At 67.3% G+C, this 16,040-nt stretch carries 18 protein-coding genes and 1 pseudogene; 11 read left to right on the plus strand and 8 right to left on the minus strand.

The features are described from left to right. Positions 1 to 55 precede the first annotated feature (55 nt). Genes NS1_RS03480 through NS1_RS03490 form a run of 3 tightly spaced genes read right to left on the minus strand, consistent with a single transcriptional unit; the run spans position 56 to position 1,311 of the window. Entirely contained in the window at positions 56 to 265 is a 210-nt protein-coding gene (locus NS1_RS03480) for a hypothetical protein (RefSeq protein WP_056817280.1), read from the minus strand. A gap of 19 nt (positions 266 to 284) precedes the next feature. Beyond that, the gene (locus tag NS1_RS03485) at positions 285 to 836 is read right to left on the minus strand and encodes a MepB family protein (RefSeq protein WP_084503432.1); all 552 of its coding nucleotides are present in this window, start codon (positions 834 to 836) and stop codon (positions 285 to 287) included. Beyond that, entirely contained in the window at positions 826 to 1,311 is a 486-nt protein-coding gene (locus tag NS1_RS03490; protein ID WP_062981566.1) for a hypothetical protein, read from the minus strand. Before NS1_RS03490 ends, NS1_RS03485 begins: the two co-directional genes overlap by 11 nt. Before the next feature lie 112 nt (positions 1,312 to 1,423). Here NS1_RS03490 and NS1_RS03495 point away from each other — a divergent pair, with 112 nt between their 5' ends. Then, on the plus strand, positions 1,424 to 1,948 hold the full coding sequence (locus NS1_RS03495; RefSeq protein ID WP_062981568.1) for a DinB family protein: 525 nt from the start codon (positions 1,424 to 1,426) through the stop codon (positions 1,946 to 1,948). 1 nt (position 1,949) lies between these two features. On the opposite strand, the gene NS1_RS03500 is transcribed toward NS1_RS03495, so the two are convergent. Further along, positions 1,950 to 2,606, minus strand: a complete 657-nt coding sequence (locus NS1_RS03500; protein WP_062981569.1) for an HAD family hydrolase — start codon at positions 2,604 to 2,606, stop codon at positions 1,950 to 1,952. 157 nt (positions 2,607 to 2,763) lie between these two features. On the opposite strand from NS1_RS03500, the gene NS1_RS03505 reads away from it, so the two are divergent. From NS1_RS03505 to NS1_RS03525, 5 genes are all read left to right on the plus strand, one after another. After that, positions 2,764 to 3,438: a PaaI family thioesterase gene (locus NS1_RS03505; protein WP_062981572.1), complete on the plus strand. Its 675-nt coding sequence runs from the start codon at positions 2,764 to 2,766 to the stop codon at positions 3,436 to 3,438. A 189-nt stretch (positions 3,439 to 3,627) separates the two neighbouring features. Further along, on the plus strand, positions 3,628 to 4,404 hold the full coding sequence (locus tag NS1_RS03510; RefSeq protein ID WP_062981574.1) for a GntR family transcriptional regulator: 777 nt from the start codon (positions 3,628 to 3,630) through the stop codon (positions 4,402 to 4,404). Further along, a complete protein-coding gene (locus tag NS1_RS03515) occupies positions 4,404 to 4,631 on the plus strand; it encodes a 4Fe-4S dicluster domain-containing protein (RefSeq protein WP_056816936.1) in 228 nt (75 codons plus the stop codon). The genes NS1_RS03510 and NS1_RS03515 overlap by 1 nt, the downstream gene beginning before the upstream one ends. An 18-nt stretch (positions 4,632 to 4,649) precedes the next feature. Continuing rightward, positions 4,650 to 6,080 carry an ABC transporter substrate-binding protein gene (locus NS1_RS03520; RefSeq protein ID WP_062981577.1) on the plus strand — a complete coding sequence of 477 codons (1,431 nt, stop codon included), beginning with the start codon at positions 4,650 to 4,652 and terminating at the stop codon, positions 6,078 to 6,080. Next, positions 6,077 to 6,943, plus strand: coding sequence for an ABC transporter permease (locus tag NS1_RS03525; protein ID WP_062981579.1), 867 nt, complete (start codon positions 6,077 to 6,079; stop codon positions 6,941 to 6,943). The genes NS1_RS03520 and NS1_RS03525 overlap by 4 nt, the downstream gene beginning before the upstream one ends. On the opposite strand, the gene NS1_RS03530 is transcribed toward NS1_RS03525, so the two are convergent. Further along, on the minus strand, positions 6,940 to 8,184 hold the full coding sequence (locus tag NS1_RS03530) for an RNA-guided endonuclease InsQ/TnpB family protein (RefSeq protein ID WP_062981742.1): 1,245 nt from the start codon (positions 8,182 to 8,184) through the stop codon (positions 6,940 to 6,942). The genes NS1_RS03525 and NS1_RS03530 overlap by 4 nt on opposite strands. Here NS1_RS03530 and tnpA point away from each other — a divergent pair. The 4 genes and pseudogenes from tnpA to NS1_RS03545 form a co-directional block, all read left to right on the plus strand. Continuing rightward, positions 8,155 to 8,363 (plus strand): annotated as a pseudogene (gene tnpA / locus NS1_RS38805) (IS200/IS605 family transposase); the annotation flags it as partial. The gene NS1_RS03530 and the pseudogene tnpA sit on opposite strands and share 30 nt — an antisense overlap. A 57-nt stretch (positions 8,364 to 8,420) precedes the next feature. Next, entirely contained in the window at positions 8,421 to 9,164 is a 744-nt protein-coding gene (locus tag NS1_RS03535) for an ABC transporter ATP-binding protein (RefSeq protein ID WP_062981581.1), read from the plus strand. Next, positions 9,161 to 11,899, plus strand: coding sequence for a fumarate reductase/succinate dehydrogenase flavoprotein subunit (locus NS1_RS03540; RefSeq protein WP_062981583.1), 2,739 nt, complete (start codon positions 9,161 to 9,163; stop codon positions 11,897 to 11,899). The genes NS1_RS03535 and NS1_RS03540 overlap by 4 nt, the downstream gene beginning before the upstream one ends. A gap of 245 nt (positions 11,900 to 12,144) precedes the next feature. Further along, entirely contained in the window at positions 12,145 to 13,395 is a 1,251-nt protein-coding gene (locus NS1_RS03545) for a serine hydrolase (protein ID WP_062981585.1), read from the plus strand. Positions 13,396 to 13,413: 18 nt separating this feature from the next. Here NS1_RS03545 and NS1_RS03550 read toward each other — a convergent pair whose 3' ends face one another. Genes NS1_RS03550 through NS1_RS03560 form a run of 3 tightly spaced genes read right to left on the minus strand, consistent with a single transcriptional unit; the run spans position 13,414 to position 15,544 of the window. Continuing rightward, on the minus strand, positions 13,414 to 14,610 hold the full coding sequence (locus tag NS1_RS03550) for a GNAT family N-acetyltransferase (protein WP_062981587.1): 1,197 nt from the start codon (positions 14,608 to 14,610) through the stop codon (positions 13,414 to 13,416). Positions 14,611 to 14,642: 32 nt separating this feature from the next. Next, positions 14,643 to 15,227: an NAD-dependent epimerase/dehydratase family protein gene (locus tag NS1_RS03555; protein WP_062981589.1), complete on the minus strand. Its 585-nt coding sequence runs from the start codon at positions 15,225 to 15,227 to the stop codon at positions 14,643 to 14,645. Positions 15,228 to 15,253: 26 nt separating this feature from the next. Beyond that, the gene (locus NS1_RS03560) at positions 15,254 to 15,544 is read right to left on the minus strand and encodes a hypothetical protein (protein WP_174555379.1); all 291 of its coding nucleotides are present in this window, start codon (positions 15,542 to 15,544) and stop codon (positions 15,254 to 15,256) included. Between the two features lie 280 nt (positions 15,545 to 15,824). On the opposite strand from NS1_RS03560, the gene NS1_RS39825 reads away from it, so the two are divergent. Then, positions 15,825 to 15,971, plus strand: coding sequence for a hypothetical protein (locus tag NS1_RS39825; protein ID WP_156677475.1), 147 nt, complete (start codon positions 15,825 to 15,827; stop codon positions 15,969 to 15,971). The last annotated feature ends 69 nt before the right edge of the window (positions 15,972 to 16,040 follow it).

Below are 16,040 nucleotides of genomic sequence, written 5' to 3' on the forward strand. Positions count from 1 at the left end.
GCTGGGCGCATCATCGCCCACCGCCAGCAGGCGCCGCAAGACGAACTCCGAGTCGCTACACCAACTCGACCTCGTCGAATCCGACTGTCAGCTTGTGCCGCCGCTCCCGCAGGACATTGCCTTCCCGGTGGACGGTCCCCTCCCCGAATTCGATGCGCAGCTGTGCCCGCCGCGCGTCGACCTCCCGGACGACACCGCAGATGCCGCTGAACGGGCCCGCCGGGAAATACACGACATCGCCCGGACCGTATTCGGTAATCCCCACGGCGCCACTGTAATTCACCTCAGCGCTTCTCGCCGTTGTGCGATGAGCCAGAGGGCAGGTACACCGGTTCGTACAGATTCCGCGCGGTCGGCGAATCCATCTCTTCGAGGTCGAGGAAGTAGCCACACTGCCACTTCTGCGAGCGTCGCGCCTGTGCGTTCGCTGTCTGCGACCACGGTGGGTAGACCCGGAATCCGCGCTTGCCGCCACGACCGGCGACCGACACGATCCCGTGTTCGACAAGTGCGCTCTCGGGAAACACGAACTGCCCGAACCGCGGTCCGGTGCGGGCGGTGATCACCAGCAGATCGACGCCGTCCTCGGCCGCGAAAGGCTCCGTCGAACCGTCCTCGGCACGCTGCCACACGGAAACGAACAAACCGACCTTCGTCGGGGTCTGCTTGCCCACCCGGAACCTGACCGCACCACCACCCACATCCGAGATGACCGCACCGTACTCGGCGTTGTCCACTTCGGGAACGGCGGCTGAAATGTGCAGTCCCAGAGCGCTGATGAGATTTCGCGCCTCGGCCACGTCAGGATGCACGGCCGTGGCCGGCCTACTGGTCACCGAGGTCGAAATCGAAGTCGGCGTCGAGGAGTTCGTCGGCGCGGGCCAGGGCCTGGTCCAGTTCGTCGGTGACCGAGTCCATCAGGGAGATGCCGTCGAGCATGTCGGTGAGTTCGGTGTGCAGAGCGTGGAGTTCGGCGATGGCGGGATCGACGGTGGTCCAGGCGACGGTGTCGGACCACCAGGTGTCGCGTTGGACCCAGGACCAGACGATGTCGCGGACCAGGAGGGCGTCACTGGTGAACAGGTGGCGGTTGGTGGGGCCGGTGGTGTGTTCGAGTTCGTAGGTGCCATCGGGGAGGTAACGGGCCTGGATGTGGTCGGTGGGGGTCCGGGTGAGCAAGAGGAAGGGGTGTTCGGGCGCGGGATCGGTAGCGGTGAGACCCGGCCGGGCGGGGTCGACGGGGTGCGGCGCGTCGGAACCGTCACCGACGTGGACTACGACTTCGGGCTGGTCGTCGCGTTGGTCACCCATCGGGCCAGTGTGCCGGATCAGCGAGGGCTTCGAGCGGGCGGACCGCTGAATCGGTGACGCGACACTTGAAATCGAGCTGCACCGCGATAGGGCGGCGGGTAGCCTCGCCTCGATGACGTGGAAAGCACCCGAACTCGAGCCCACCAGGACCCTGGTAGGCGCTGACGAACGGGCGATGTTGCAGTCCTGGTTGGACTTTCACCGCCAGACGTTGCTCGGCAAATGCGGTGGACTCGATGGCGAACAGCTCGCCACGCGGTCGGTGGAGCCGTCGACGCTGTCGCTGCTCGGGCTGGTCCGCCATCTCACCGAAGTGGAGCGGGGCTGGTTCCGGCTGTCCGCGGCGGGCCAGGAACTCGAACCGGTTTACAGCACCGACGACGAGCCCGACGCCGATTTCGACAACCTCGCGTCTCTGCCCGCAGAGGAAGTCTTCGCCGCCTTCCACGCCGAGGTCGCCGCCTGTGACGCCGCCGTCGCCGACCTCTCCCTCGACCATGTGTTCCACGTTCCGTGGCGCAGCGACGACTACACCCTGCGCTGGGTGTACCTGCACATGATCGAGGAATACGCCCGCCACAACGGCCACGCCGACCTGCTGCGCGAGCGGATCGACGGCGTCACCGGCAGCTACTGAGTCAGGCGGTCCCGGTCACAACGTCGGCGGTGAGCTGATCGAGATCACCGATGACCGCGTCGGCCAGGTCGAGCACATCGGGCCGCGGCGGGAATTCCGGGCGCGGCGCCGCGATCAGACGCATCCCGGCGCCGTGCGCGGAGAGCAGACCGTTGGTCGAATCCTCCACGGCCGTACAGTCTTTCGGGTCCACACCGAGACGCTGCGCGACGGTCAGATAGACATCGGGTGCAGGCTTGCCGCGTCCGACCTCCTCGGTGGACAGCACCGTGGTGAACAGGTCGAGCAGGCCGGACTTCGCGAGCACCAGATCGATCACCGTGGCAGGCGAAGAGCTGGCCAGGCCGAGTTTCCAGCTTCCCGCGCACCGCTGGACCGCCTCGACCGCGCCGGGCAACAGCGGGACGTGATGGGCGTATCGGTCGGCCATCAGATCGATGACGTCGGCTGCCACCTTGTCGGACGGTTCGGCCACACCGAGATCGTCGGCCAGATACGACGACCACTCGAGGGTGTTCATCCCCATCATCTTCTTCTGCGAATCCGGTTGCCACCGGCCACCTTTGAGGACCACATAATCGTGCCTGACCTGTTCCCAGATGGGTTCGGAATCGATCAGCACGCCATCCATGTCGAACACAACCGCCGCGATACCCATGCGCTCAGCCTTTCGCCGCTCACCCGGAGGGGGCACCACCGGTGGTGCGCCGACGCTCCGGTCCGTAGGACCTACTCGGTGATCGGGACCCAGCCTAGTTGACCTGACACCGATCCCCGGCGCGAACATCCAGCTCGGCAGCGATAACGTGTTGCATATGGACGATACACAGGTCGGCAACTCGCTCCCGGACGAGAAGCATCACGAAGGTGGATTCCGGCCGGTCGCCGAGCTGATCCAGGCGCGCAAGAACCGCGGCGCCGACAACCCGGTGGGCGGGCCGCACTACGGCGAGCTGATCGAACAGGTCCGCATGCTGATGGACCGCGCGCGGCTGGTGAACCCGTCCGACGAGCTCGCCAAAGAGGCCATCGCGACCCTCGAGCAGCTCAATGCCCGCCTCGACGAGGCAGTGGTGGACGAGTGGTCCTCGCCCAGCTGGACCCGCACCGACCTGCCCGCGCGCGGCAACATCACCCTGCCGCCGTACACGGTGGTCAGCGGTGACAGCGGCGGCGTCACCGCGAAGGTCACCTTCCGCAGCTTCCACCTGGGCGGCAACAACGCAGCCCACGGTGGGCACATCGCCCTCGCTTTCGACGACATCATCGGCATGACCGCCGCGCTGGCCACCAAGTCGGTGACCCGTACGGCCTCGCTCACCCTCGATTACCGCTCCATCACCCCGCTCAATCGCGAACTGACGGTGCGCGCGTGGACCGAGCGAGTCGAGGGCCGCAAGGTGTACCTACGGGCGACGATGCACGACGACGACCGCTTATGCGCCGAGGCCAAGGGGCTGTTCATCGTGCTCAATCCCGGCCAGCCATGAGCCCCGCGCCGACATTGCGATCGACGTGATCGCAATGTCGGCCGCGCGCCACGAGGTGGCGCAATAGCGGTTTCGCCGCCGATACCCGCAGGTCGCGCGAACCGCCACCCGGCGTAGAAACATCCCCTGAATTCACGCCGCAATCGCGACCGGCCGAGTGCCGCGAAATCGCCGCTATCGTCGCTGTTCATGCAGGTCAGCGAGAAAACAGGGGCTTCCGAGCCCACCCCGATTCGCGGTCAGCGCGCCGATCGGGCGCGCCGGGTCGCCGATATCCTGCGTCACCAGATCCTGGCGGGCGCGGTGGTGGGCACGGTGCCCGGCGAGCAGGAACTCGCCGCCGAGCACGCCACCTCCCGCAACACTGTGCGCGAAGCGCTGGCGTTGCTGCGCGACGAGGGGCTCATCGATCGCGCCCCGAAACTCGGCACCCGGGTCGCCGCCCGCAAGTTCGACCACGGCCTCGACGCCCTGCTCGGCCTGCAGGAGACCCTCAAAGGACACGGCACCGTCCGCAACGAGGTCCGTGCGGCCACCACGATCACCGCTCCCCCGGCCGTCGCGCGCCGGCTCGAGCTGGCGCCCGGCGACAAAGTCGTCTACATCGAACGCCTGCGGTTTCTCGCCGATCTGCCGCTGAGCCTCGACCTCACCTACCTCGCGCCCGATATCGGCACCGAGCTGCTCACCCACGATCTCGAGACCACCGACGTGTTCGTGCTGCTCGAACAGATCACCGGCCAGTCGCTGGGCGCCGCCGATCTCGCACTCGAAGCCGTCGCCGCCGATCCACATACCGCGACCACGCTCGATACCCCGGCCGGTGCGCCGCTGCTCATGCTCGAACGACTCACCCACCTCGACGACGGCCGACCCGTCGATCTCGAATACATCCGCATGCGCGGTGACCGCATCACCATGCGCGGCAGCCTCACCCGCAGCACCCCCGAATGGAAGGTCCTGTAATGGCATTGGTCCCCCAGCGCGCCGACGTCCCGGTGACGATCGACGAATCGCTGTGCATCACCGGCTGCACCCTCTGCGTCGACATGTGTCCGCTCGATTCCCTTGCCATCCACGACGATTCGGGCAAGGCCTACATGCACGTCGACGAGTGCTGGTACTGCGGGCCGTGCGCGGCGCGCTGCCCCACCGGCGCCGTCACCGTCAACATGCCCTATCTGCTCCGCTGAAAACCGGGAACTCCACGCATGAAGATCACTCGATTCGCCCCTGTCGCACTGGCTCTCGCGCTCGCCGCGGCGGGCTGCTCGCTCGAAAGTACCGACGCCGCACCGGCGGGCACCGTCAAGGTCGTCATCGGCTACCAGTCCAAGACCATCAATACCGTCACCGCGGGCACCCTGCTGAGAGCGCAGGGGTACCTGGAGCAGCGGCTGCAGAAGATCACCGACGGTGGTGGTGCGAAGTACCAGGTGGAGTGGCAGGACTATGACACCGGCGCGCCGATCACCGCCCAGATGGTGGCCGAGAAGATCGACATCGGCTCCATGGGCGATTACCCGTTGCTGATCAACGGCTCTCGCACGCAGGCCAATGAACGCGCACGCACCGAGCTGGTGTCGATCACCGGCTACAACCCCAAGGGCGCACTGAACATGGTGGTGGTGCCCAATGATTCACCTGCTCGATCGCTGACCGATCTGGCCGGGCAGAAGATCTCGGCCAGCGTGGGTTCGGCGGGCCACGGCACCCTGGTGCAGGCGCTGAGCCGGGCCGGAATCGACCCGGCCAAGGGTGTGGAGGTGCTCAACCAGCAGCCGCAGGTCGGGGCGTCCGCGCTGGAATCGCATCAGGTGGGCGCACTGTCGCAGTTCGTGGCGTGGCCGGGTCTGCTCGTGCAGCAGAACAAGGCCAAGCTGCTCTACGACGGCGCAGAACTGAATGTGCCGACCTTCCACGGCGTGGTGGCGCGCCGGACCTACGCGGCCGACCACCCGGAGGTGTTGCAGGCCTTCCTCGCGGCGCAGCTGGACGCGACCACGTTCCTCAACGAGAAGCCTTTCGAAGCAGCCGATCTCGTCGCCAAGGGGTCGGGCCTGCCGCAAGAGGTCGTCTATCTCTACAACGGCCCCGGAGGTACCAGTTTCGACACCACGCTCAAGGCGAACCTGATCGCGGCGTTCAAGGACGACGTGAACTACCTGAAGTCGATCGGCGATTTCGCCGATCTCGACATCGACGCCTTTGTCCAGGACGCGCCGCTGCGCAATGCGTTCGCCGAGACCGGCCGTACGGACTACGACACCGCACTGGCGTCGAGGGTCAACCCGAGCAAGGTGACCGGGACCGATCCGATCTGCGCTGTGGCGGTGAGCGATCCGGCACTGGCCGGCGAGGTCTGGGTCGACGGCGCCGACAAGCCCCGACCCGCCGCGAACCCCGGCTGCCTGTTGCGGGCGGTGCAGGCGGCGAAGGCGCAGGGCAAGACGATTCGCGCGGTGTATATCCCCGATGCCGAACTGGGTACTCGCTGGTTCGCCGACAAGGCCATCTGGTTGCGCAAGGGCACGCAGTTCCTGCCGTTCACCACACAGGCCGCGGCCGACCGCTATCGCGGTACCCATCCCGCCGCCGCGCCGGTCTCCTATGAGCAGGCCGTCACGGAAGTCCGCGGATGAGCACGGTTTCCGGGCTGTCCGCCCCGACCGGGACCGGTGTCGACAGCACCGATACCGCCGCGCTGCGCGCCGACACCGCTCCCACCAGATCGGTGTGGGTGTCGCGGGTGATCCGAGTCGTCTCGGTGGCCGCGGCCGTCGGTCTGTGGCAGCTGCTCACCGCGGGCAATGTGCGCGCGGGGCTGCGCTTCGACACGCTGCCGACGGTGACCGAGATCGTCGCCGAGTTCGGTGAACATCTCGGGACCGGCCAGTACTACCTCGATGTGGCGCAGTCGCTGATCCGGATCGTCACCGGATTCGGCCTGGCCGCGGTCGTCGGGGTGCTGGCGGGCATCGGGCTCGGTCGGTCGCGACTGCTGGCCGATGTATTCGGTTCGCTGGCCGAGCTGATCCGACCGATTCCGGCGATCGCGCTGGTGCCGGTGGCGATCCTGCTGTTCCCCAGTGACGAATCCGGCATCGTGTTCATCACTTTCACCGCGTCGCTGTTCCCGGTGCTGGTGAGTACCAGGCATGCGACGCGGGCGCTGCCGACCATCTGGGAGGACGCCATCCGCACGCTGGGCGCCTCGCGGCGGGAGGTGCTGACCCGGGTCGTCGTGCCCGGCATCCTGCCCGGTGTGTTCAGCGGGCTGTCGGTGGGCATGGGCGTGGCCTGGATCTGCCTGATCTCCGCGGAGATGATCTCCGGGCGCCTCGGCATCGGCTACCGCACCTGGCAGTCCTACACCATCGTCGACTACCCGGCCGTGTTCGTCGGGATGATCACCATCGGTGTACTCGGTTTCCTCACCTCCGGAATCGTCGAACTGGCAGGCCGTCGGGTGACCCGCTGGCTGCCGCGAGAGGTTGCCTCTTAACCCTTCCTCACGGATAAATCCGGGGGATTTCCAGCTCGGACCGCACCATCAACCGCCCCGAAAGGAGGCCAACAATGTCTTACGTCGTCAACACTGACACGGTCGAGTTCTACCGTGGCCGCCAGGATTACAGCGGCGGCGTTCCGGTCACGGTCTGCGGCGTGCCCACAGTCCCCGCAACAGAAGATCCGTACATCCAACGCAAGCCGCTGCTTGGCTCTCGCTCCACAGCTCGCGCAGGTCATCGTGGTGTAAGCGGGCGGAACCAACACCAACCTTCGCCCCGCCCGCGTAGCACGTTCGATCAACTCTCGTTTCGCGGCACCGATCGCAGCGTCCGCCGCTTTCCGCGCCATCGTGGAACGGGCAAGGAACTTCGGCTTGAAGTCCTCCACCGCAATGGTGTGATAGTCGGCGACGACACGGCGAGCCCATACCCGCGCGGTGTGAGTGTTCTGCCTGGCCGCCTTCTTGTGCAAGCGGGCGGCTTCATGCCGAGCCTGCCGGTAGCCGTTGCTCTGCGCCTGCCCCTTCGGCCGACGGTGGCGGGCCATCTTCCGCTGAGCACGCGCGAGTTCGGCGGCGCACCGCTTCCGATGCCCGAGATACGGCAGATCATGGTCGGGGTCGGTTGTGGTCGCGGTCGTGGTTATACCCCAGTCGATCCCGATACTGCCGGTCGCGACAGGAAGCGCGTCGACCGATCGGCGTACGACGAACGAGGCGTACCAGTGGCCGAGGCTGTCTCGGTAGACGCGGACCGAGGTTGGTGCGCAGGGCAGTTCCCGCGACCACACCACGGGGATGCTGACGCCTTTCGGCAGGGTCAAACGACCACCGCTGATACCGAACCCGCGCGTCGTGTATTCCAGCGACGGCAGAGCCTTCTTGCGGGACTTCACGACCGGCAGGCCGCGGCCCTTCACCTTGAACGACTGGTCCAGCGCTCGAGAGTAGGTGCGCAGCGTCTGCTGTTGGGCGACCTGCGATCCCTCACGCAACCATGTGGTGCGGGCGCGCGCTTCGGTGAGCATCTTCGACAGGCGCGAGAAGTTGGGTTTACCGCCCTCACGCCGCTGATGGACGGCTTCGTTCCACAGGAATCGGCAACGATGCCATTCGGATTCGAGCGCGCGCGCCGCGTGCGCGCCGGGGCGCAGACGGTAGGTGTAGCGCACTACTTCCTCCACACCAAAAGTTATACAGCCCCCATCATCGAGCTGGAAACCATGCCCGACCATGTGCAACTGCTCGTCTCGTGTGATCCGGAGTTCGGGATTCACCGGCGGGTCAAGCAGATCAAGGGCCGATCCTCGCGAGTCTGCCCACCCTGTGGACCAATTCGTACTTCGTCGCCACTGTCGGCGGCGCAACCCTGGAGGCAGTGAAACGCTATGTCGAGAACCACAAAGACGCTTGAAAGGCACTCCCATTCCTCCCCACGGATAAATCCGGGGGTTTCCTTGGAGCTTTCCCGATGACCACGACCACCGCCACGCCGACCGTCTCCGTCGGCATGCGTTTGAGCCTCGAGGCCGTTCGTATCAGCTACGGCCCCAAAACTGTTGTGCGCGAATTCGATCTGACCGTCGCGGCGGGCGAGATCCTGGTCCTGGTCGGCAAATCCGGCTGTGGCAAGTCAACGTTGTTGCGCGCCATCGCCGGACTGCGCAAGCCCGCCGCCGGGGTGATCCGCGCCGACGAGGACACCGTGACCGGCCCCTCGGCCGACCGCGCACTGGTGTTCCAGGACGACGCGCTGCTTCCGTGGCGCACCGCGCGCGCCAATATCGATCTGGCGCTGCGCCTTCGGGGAGTGTCGCGCACCGAGCGGGCGCAACGTTCGCAACGCTGGCTCGACGAGGTCGGGCTCAGCGGCTACGCCGACTATCTACCGCGCGATCTGTCCGGCGGGATGCGCCAGCGAGTTCAGCTCGCCCGCAGCCTGGCGGGCTCGCCGCGCGCGGTGCTCATGGACGAGCCCTTCGGCGCGCTCGACAGCCAGACCCGTGCGGAGATGCAGCGACTGCTCGTCGAAACCTGGCGCGCGCACCCGACCACGATCGTTTTCGTCACCCACGACCTCGACGAAGCCCTGCTGCTCGGCGATCGGATCGCCGTACTCGGCGCTGGTTCGCTGCGCGCGGTCGTCGAGGTACCCGACCCGCGCGAACCGGTGGACCGGAGCGCCCTGCGGGCCCGAATTCTGGAGTCTCTGTGAACATTCCCGAACTGTCCGACCGTATCCGTCTCGACTGCGATGTGCTCGTCATCGGTGGTGGCACCGCGGGCACCATGGCCGCGCTCACCGCCGCCGAGTCCGGCGCGAACGTGCTGCTGCTCGAGAAGGCACATGTGCGGCATTCCGGTGCGCTGGCCATGGGCATGGACGGTGTGAACAACGCCGTTATCCCGGGTAAGGCCGAACCGGAGGACTACGTCGCCGAGATCACCCGCGCCAACGACGGCATCGTCGACCAGCGCACCGTGTACCAAACGGCCACACGGGGTTTCGCGATGGTGCAGCGGCTCGAGCGGTACGGGGTGAAGTTCGAGAAGGACGAGTACGGCGAGTACGCGGTGCGCCGGGTGCATCGGTCGGGGTCGTATGTGCTGCCGATGCCCGAGGGCAAGGACGTGAAGAAGGCGCTCTATCGCGTACTGCGCCAACGGAAGATGCGCGAGAAGATCCGCATCGAGAACCGGCTGATGCCGGTGCGGGTGCTCACCGCCGACGGACGTGCGGTGGGTGCGGCCGCGTTGAACACGCGCACCGGCGAATTCGTCGAGGTGGCCGCGAAAGCGGTGATTCTGGCGACGGGCCCGTGTGGTCGGCTCGGCCTGCCCGCGTCGGGCTATCTGTACGGCACCTACGAGAACCCCACCAACGCCGGTGACGGCTATTCGATGGCCTACCACGCCGGTGCGGAGCTCTCCGGTATCGAGTGCTTCCAGATCAACCCGTTGATCAAGGACTACAACGGTCCTGCCTGCGCGTATGTGGCCAACCCGTTCGGCGGCTATCAGGTCAACGCCGAGGGGGAGCGTTTCGTCGACTCCGACTACTGGTCCGGTCAGATGATGGCCGAGGTGAAGCAGGAGATCGAATCCGCGCGCGGGCCCATCTATCTCAAGGTCTCGCACCTGCCCGACGAGACGCTGTCGACGCTCGAATCGATCCTGCACACCACCGAGCGCCCCACCCGAGGAACCTTCCACGCCAATCGCGGACACGACTACCGCACGCACGATATCGAGATGCACATCTCCGAGATCGGTTTGTGTGGTGGACATTCCGCGTCCGGGGTGTGGGTGGACGAGAACGCGCGGACCACGGTGCCCGGCCTGTACGCGGCAGGCGACCTGGCGTGCGTGCCCCACAACTACATGATCGGCGCGTTCGTCTACGGCGATCTGGCCGGCGCCCACGCGGCGTCGACGCTGGACCGGCTCGACGCACCGGCCGACCTGCCCGAGGACCAGCTCGCCGAAGCCCACGAACTGATCTACCGGCCGTTGCGTCAGCCCGAGGGACCGCCGCAGCCACAGGTCGAATACAAGCTGCGCCGGTTCGTGAACGACTATGTGGCGCCCCCGAAGACGGCGGCCAAGCTCTCGATCGCCGTCGAGACCTTCGAGCGGATGCGCGCCGAAGTCGACGGCATCGGCGCGCAGACTCCGCACGAACTGATGCGGGCCGTCGAGGTGCAGTTCATCCGCGATTGCGCCGAAATGGCCTCGCGCAGTTCGCTGACCCGCACCGAGTCGCGGTGGGGTCTCTATCACGATCGCGCCGATCTGCCCGAGCGTGACGACGAGTCGTGGAACTTCCATCTGAACCTGCGCAAGACGGTCGACGGGGCGATGGAATTCGTCAAGCGCTCGGTGGCGCCGTATCTGGTGCCGGTGCCCGGTCTCGACGATGTGCCCTCGGCCGAGTCGATCGTCGAGGTGATCGCCCAGCCCGAACTGGTCGGGACGCGGGCGCCACAGCGCGAGGCCCCCGTGCGCGACGAGGTCGCACCGGTATCGCCGTCCTCGCCGCGGCTGGTCACCCTGCTCGCACTGGATTCCCCTGCGATCGAGGATGTTTCGAGCTACCTGACCGATCCCGATCCGGTGGTGCGCGTCGCGGCGCTGTCGGTGCTCACCGAGAACACCCCCGACGGATTCGCCGAGGAATTGGTGCGGGCGCTAGACGATGAGGCAGCCTCGGTGCGCCGCGCGGCCACCGAGAGTCTGCGGGAACTGGTCGAGGTGCTCGCGGGTGCCGGTGCTCTGGGCGAGCATCTGGGCTCCCCCGATCCCCTGGTTCGCGCGACCGTCGTCGATCTGCTTCGTGCGCTGCGGGCCGGATCGGCACCGGATTACCTTGCGGCACTGGGTGATACCGATCACAGGGTCAGGATCGAGGCGGTGCGCGCACTGGTCTCGCTCGACGACGCCGACGCGGTGTCCTCGATCGCGGGCGATGTCAACCGTGAGGTGCGCATCGCGGTCGCGCACGGGCTCGCCTCGATCGGTGACGGCGGTGTCGAGGTGATCCGCGTGCTCGCCGGCGATCCCGATCCGCTGGTCCGCGCTGCCGCGCTCACCGCGTATGCCGCGCTGGGCACCGCCGACGAGGACGCCGCCGAACTCGGTGCGGCACTGCGACATTCCGCCTGGCAGGTGCGTGTCGGCGCGGCGCGCGGGCTGGCGGGTTCGACCCCGGAGAAGGGCGTGGCGCCGTTGAGCGAGGCGCTCACCGACCGTCACCTCGATGTGCGCAAGGCGGCGGTCCTGGCCCTGTCCACCTGGCCGAGCAGTGCCGCCGCCCTCGACGCGCTCGAGTCGGCGATCGCCGATCCCGACGCCGACGTCCGTGCCTATGCCCGCCGCGCGGTGACCGCCGCAGGTCGCGACCCGGTCGACGCTGTTCGTGTCGACGCGGCACTGGCCGAGGCCAAGGCGTGATCAGCAACTCGTCGCGGCGTTGCCACAGCGCGGATGCGGCGCGATCGTCGCTGCTCCGGGCGGGCGGCGTCGGGTCCGGAACACAGCGCCCGCACGCGACCGAGAACTCCGATGGTCGGGCGTGCGCGACCTCCGATCCCGGTCGTCACAGCCCGGAGTTCGCGGGCCCGTCGACGACGCTGTGTCACCGATCAGCGGGCAGCGCGCTCAGGATTATCACAGCTCGCCGTCGGTAGGCTGGCCCGATGAGTGCACTTCCAGCCACGTTGGTGAAGGTTACCGAGGATCTGGACGCGGTGACCACGGTCGGCCACGAGGACGACCCGGCCGATGCCGGGTCGTCGCGTGCCGACGTCGAGGCGATCTGGGCGTCGGTGCGCACGTGGTACGCGATGGGCACGACACCGGCCATTCAGGTGTGTCTGCGACGCAACGGTGCGATCGTGCTCAATCGGACCATCGGTCACGGGTGGGGCAACGCCCCGAGCGACGGTCCCGACGCCGAGCTGATCCCGGCGACACCGCAAACACCGTTCTGCGGGTTCTCCACCGCGAAGGGCGTCGCCGCCACGGTGATGTTCATGCTCATCGAGCAGGGCGCTTTCGCACTGAAAGACCCTGTGGCCGACTATATTCCCGAGTTCGCCGCCCACCGCAAGGGCGTGATCACCATCGGCGATGTGCTGTCGCATTCGGCGGGTATTCCGTTCATCACCGCACCGCACAGCGGAACCGCCGCGGTCCTCGACGAGGAACTCGCCCTCGCCGCCCTCACCGATCTCGTGCCGAGCTGGCCGCCCGGGCGTTTCCGCGTCTACCACGCGTTGACCAGCGGACTGATCCAACGACTGCTCGTCCAACGAGCCACCGGCAAGCGGATGCGCGAGCACCTCGCCGACCAGGTGCTCACACCGTTCGGCTTCCGCTGGAACAACTTCGGCGTCGATCCCGCCGATGTCGGCAAGGTCGTACCCAGTGTGAAGACCGGTCCGCCGCAACCGCGGTTGGCCCGATTCCTGGCGAACAAGGCACTGGGCGGCCATATGGACAAGGCATCGAAGGCGACCAACGACGCCTTCCTCGCCGCCGAACTCCCCTCGGGCAACCTGGTCACCACCGCCTACGAACTGTCGCGGTTCTACGAAATCCTCGCGCGCGGTGGAGAATTGGATGGAAGACGAATCATCGGGCCCGCCACGCTGCGCGCGGCGATCGCCCCCGCCGAGCGCATGCCCGGCCTGGCCGGTCGCGTCAGCCGCGCGGGATTCGAGCTCGGTGCCCGCCGATCGAAATTCGGGCGCGATACCGGTTCCCATTTCGGGCGCAGCGGGCTCACCACCCAATACGGCTGGGCCGATCCCGACCGTGGCCTCTCCGGCGCCATCCTGACCAGCGGCAAGGCAGCCACCGACCTCGAACGGCCGTGGCGACTGGTCGCTCAGATCTCCGACACCCTGCGCCCGCTGGCGCCTGCCGATCGGCTCTTTCATCGCTGATCCGACGAATCGGATCGGTCAGAAGAACGTTCCGCTGAAGGGCAGTGTCGGCGTGGCGAACAGGTTGTCGGCGGCGTCGACGGCGCCCGCGTGGTGCTCGACGACACGACCGGCGAAGGCGAGCTGGCGCCAGGTCGACCCGCCGAGGTAGATCGCGCCGAGCGTGGCGACGTCGACGCTGACATCGGCCGGGTCGTCGACCCTGGTGATCTCGTCCGCGTGGATCCGGTACCGGCCGGTGTTGGCGGTGCGGATCGGATCGTCGACCTCGATGATCACCGGCGGTCCGTCCCGGTAGGTGCGGCGGGCCAGCGCGGTGGGGACATCGACGAGTCGCAGCCAGGTCTCGTCGTGCACCCCGGCGACCTCGACCGCGCGTTCGTCGGCGAACAGGTGCCGCAGCGGCGCGTCCACCGGCGCGAACGCGAAGGTCACCTTGTCGACGAGATCGACCGCGAGCAGGTGCCGGATCAGACCGAGGTAGGCCTGCGGGGTGGTCGCCACGAGATCGTCGACGACGATCGTGCGCTCGCGGCTGGTGAACCAGTTCGCGGTGTCGACCGGGTGGTAGCGCGCGAACCCGTCCTCGGCGCCGATCGGACCGTGCGTCACCGTGTACACCGGTTCGGCCGCGGTACGTTCCTTGAGCTTCCACCAGTAATCGGGACGATCGATCGCACCGGTCCACGAGATCGCGGCACTCGCGTAGATCTGCGGGAACAGCTTCCACGCGTCGGCCGGTTCGACGAACCGCACCGGGCCGGACGGCGGCACCGTGTCGCGCAGGCGGGCTCGGCCGCGGCGAAGATCCAGGCGCGCGAAGGAACTCGCCACGCCGTAGCCGAAACGCTCGTAGATCGAGCCCTCGGACGCGCGCAGGGTGGCCACCACTTCGCCCCGCTCGGCGATGTCGTCGAGCTGTCGGCGCAGCAGGGCGGTGAGCACTCCTCGCCGGGTGTGCGTCGGCAGCACACCGACATGCGTCACAGCGGCATGGGCAACGCGCGCACCGCCGGGGACGACCAGCCAGCTGGTGTAGGACTCCGCGGTGCCGACCAACCGACCGTCGATGCGCACACCGAGCGTGCGGCCCGGTTCGGACAGGTGATCGCGATGTGGTGGGAGCGGTGGCAGTCCCACCATCGCCGCGCGGAACAGCGCACCCGCCGCGTGCAGATCGTCGTCGCCGTGGAGGGTGTCTACTTCAACAGCCATCCCCTCACTGTTCCCTATCCGGGGCAGTGCCTCTACTCGGGATCGACGAGGACCACGACGCCGGTCTGCGCGTCGAGCAGGTCGAGTGTGCGCGCGGCGGCGGTGTCGACGTGGATGCGGGGATGCGCCGGTGGGGTCGACTCGTAGTACGTTCCCGGACCGTAGAACTGGCCGTATCGCAGCACTACGCCGCCCACGGCGAGCACGGCGGATTCGTGGGTCGCGATCGCGTCGCCGCGACCCGCCGGCGGTGACCAGGCGATGCTTTGGGCGAGAAAGCGTTTCGCCCCGGCGGCCGTGGCGGCCGCGAGCAGATTGGCGGTGCCCTCGGTGCGGATACGGGAGTTCGCCTCCCCGGAGGTGGCCAGTCGCGCCACATCGTCGGGGAGGTCGGTGAGCTGGTGCATGACCAGGTCGGGGGCGAAGTCGACCACCGCGGTGGTGAGGCCGTCGGCGTCGTAGACGTCGTGGACCACCGCGTCGGCTCCGGTCGCACGGACGGCTGCCGCTTTACTCGGGGAACGGGTCAGGCCGGCCACCTCGTGACCGGCGCCGACCAGTAGCGGCAGCAACCGTGATCCGATGACGCCCGTGGCGCCCGCGAGAAAGATACGCACGTCCCCGACAGTAGCGGGGACGGTTCTCAGGCCCCGATGACCGCGTTCATTATCGTGCCCGCGCTGGTGGCGACCGCGCCGCCCGCCATGGCGCTGGCGATCATCTTCGGCGATTGCAGGCCTCCGCCGTTCCACTTCTCCCAGGCGAAGCGGCCGCCGCCATAGGTGATGGCCGTGACGCCGGACAACAGGATCATCCAGGTGAAATACCGGCCCAGCTGCATCACCTTGTCGGCCATCGGCGGTGCCTCCGGCGTGGGATTGCCCACCTGGGCGACAACGATGCCATAGGTGTCGTGCACTGCGGCCAGGATCATGCTCACGATCGGTGCTCCTTCGTCGGTTGTTCGTGGTGAAGCCGATGTCGAGAACTCGTGACGCGGTAGAACCCAGATATGTTGAACATTCAACCTCATGGGCGGATCGGTGACGTGGGCGACACTCCGCGCAAACCATGACCGCAGTCACAGCCGCGGATCCGTGCCCGCGTCGCGCCGTGCCCCTAGTATCGAATGTGCGGGGCTCGTTCAGATTCGGCGCGACGAGGCGCTGACCACCACCTTCATCGCACGCCTACCGTACCGCGAGGAGGGCACAATGGCTTTCTTGATTCCCTTGTTCATCGCGTTTCTCTTGGTGACCGCCGCAGTGGTGGCGGCTTCCTACGCCACCGTTTTCCTGACCTATTGGTTTGAATCACGCCGGATCAGTCCGGAACAGTCCGACCCGCATCCTGCACGCTGAGCCCCGTTCCGACTCGATGTCCCGGTATCCCACGCGGTACCGGGACATCGTCGGTTTCGCCCCGATCGA

The sequence above is a fragment of the Nocardia salmonicida NBRC 13393 genome (assembly GCF_001613085.1).
Taxonomy (GTDB): Bacteria; Actinomycetota; Actinomycetes; order Mycobacteriales; family Mycobacteriaceae; genus Nocardia; species Nocardia salmonicida.